General features: G+C 54.2%; 2 protein-coding genes. Both read right to left on the bottom strand.

The window, feature by feature from the left end; genetic code table 11:
- Nucleotides 1-41: 41 nt before the first annotated feature.
- Complete coding sequence (locus HX869_RS31105) at nucleotides 42-899, bottom strand: IS3 family transposase (protein ID WP_146014440.1); 858 nt, start codon at nucleotides 897-899, stop codon at nucleotides 42-44.
- Nucleotides 896-1,189 (bottom strand): transposase, encoded by a 294-nt coding sequence (locus HX869_RS31100; RefSeq protein ID WP_102605264.1) that lies wholly within the window; start codon nucleotides 1,187-1,189, stop codon nucleotides 896-898. Before HX869_RS31100 ends, HX869_RS31105 begins: the two co-directional genes overlap by 4 nt.
- Nucleotides 1,190-1,273: the final 84 nt, after the last annotated feature.

The following is a 1,273-nucleotide window of genomic DNA, read 5'->3' as shown; positions in this document are numbered from 1 at the left end:
CATGGACTTGCTCCCTCCAAACGTACGCCATAAAGCGAGTGTTAAGCAGAGTGCTTCAGGTGCTTTGCGTAGTCATTAGGTGACCTGTATCCCAGCGCCGAGTGCAGCCGTGTCGCATTGTAAAACCCATGGATGTAGCTTGCGATTGATGCATGGGCCTGTGCTTTGCTGGGATACACACCCGTGGCTTCTTCCTTCTTGAGTGAGGCAAAAAAGCTCTCTGCTACGGCGTTATCCCAGCAGTTTCCCTTACGGCTCATGCTTTGCACAAAGCCTCTTTCCGCGATCATGCTGCGAAAACCGCTACCCGTGTATTGCCGGCCTCGATCAGAGTGAAAAATCACCCCGTGATCAACTGGCGTTTTCGTCCAGGCGTTCATGAACGCCTGTTGTACCAAACCCTCGGGCATACGATCCGACAGGCTGTATCCAAGCACCTGCCGGGTCTGAACACTCAACACCACAGCCAAGTACAACCACCCCTGGCGTGTCGAAATATACGTGATATCACCCACCCAAGCGGCTACGGGACTTGTCACAGAAAAGCGTCGTTTCAACACATTGTCAGAAATGGGTTGGATATACCGGTTATCCGTTGAATGTTTGAACCGGGCTTTGATTTTTCCTCGCAGCATCTCCTCTCTCATCAGCCGAGCTACCCGCTTGTGCCCTATCGTGTAAGAGCGGTTATGAAGCGCCTGAACCATGCGCGGCCGCCCATAAGTGCCGCGGCTTGCTCGATGAATCGCACGAATCTCCAGGCGAATCGCGGCGTCTGGATCCGGACGCTCCTGGCGCTTCAAATAGCCGTGAAAGCCCGACACCGAGACCTCCATCACTCGACATAACAGCCTAACCGGAAAGCGAGTCCGTTCACGGGCGACGAAGGCGTATCTCAGTTGGACTCTTTGGCAAAGAACGCCGTCGCTTTTTTTAGGATTTCTCGCTCCATTTTGAGCGTGGCATTTTCAGCTCGAAGCCGAGCCAGCTCGCTTTCCAGGTCAGAGACCGGATGCCGGGCAGGAGACCTGAGAGGACGCCCGTTGCGTGCGGCGTCCAGCCAATTACCTAAGGTTTTGACCGAGATATCCAACTGTCGGGCAGCTTCTCCTCGACCAATGCTTTCAGCAAGTGTCACTGCCTGAGCTTTGAAGTCGTCGGTGTAACTGCGGCGAGTTTGCTGTGCCATAAGTACCTCCAAGATTGCGATTAAAATATCGCTTCTTGGCGTCCGCTACGAGGGAACAAGTCCACCAAAACGCTCTTGCCCCGC

Source organism: Pseudomonas sp. P7779 (assembly GCF_013386315.1).
In the GTDB taxonomy this organism is placed as follows: Bacteria; Pseudomonadota; Gammaproteobacteria; order Pseudomonadales; family Pseudomonadaceae; genus Aquipseudomonas.
The sequence above is the reverse complement of the archived record's forward strand: the minus strand, read 5'-3'. Positions and strand labels throughout refer to the sequence as shown.

Excerpts from the sequence above, each read along its gene's own strand:
- HX869_RS31100 (WP_102605264.1), bottom strand. The coding sequence starts at position 1,189 with ATGGCACAGCAAACTCGCCGCAGTTACACCGACGACTTCAAAGCTCAG.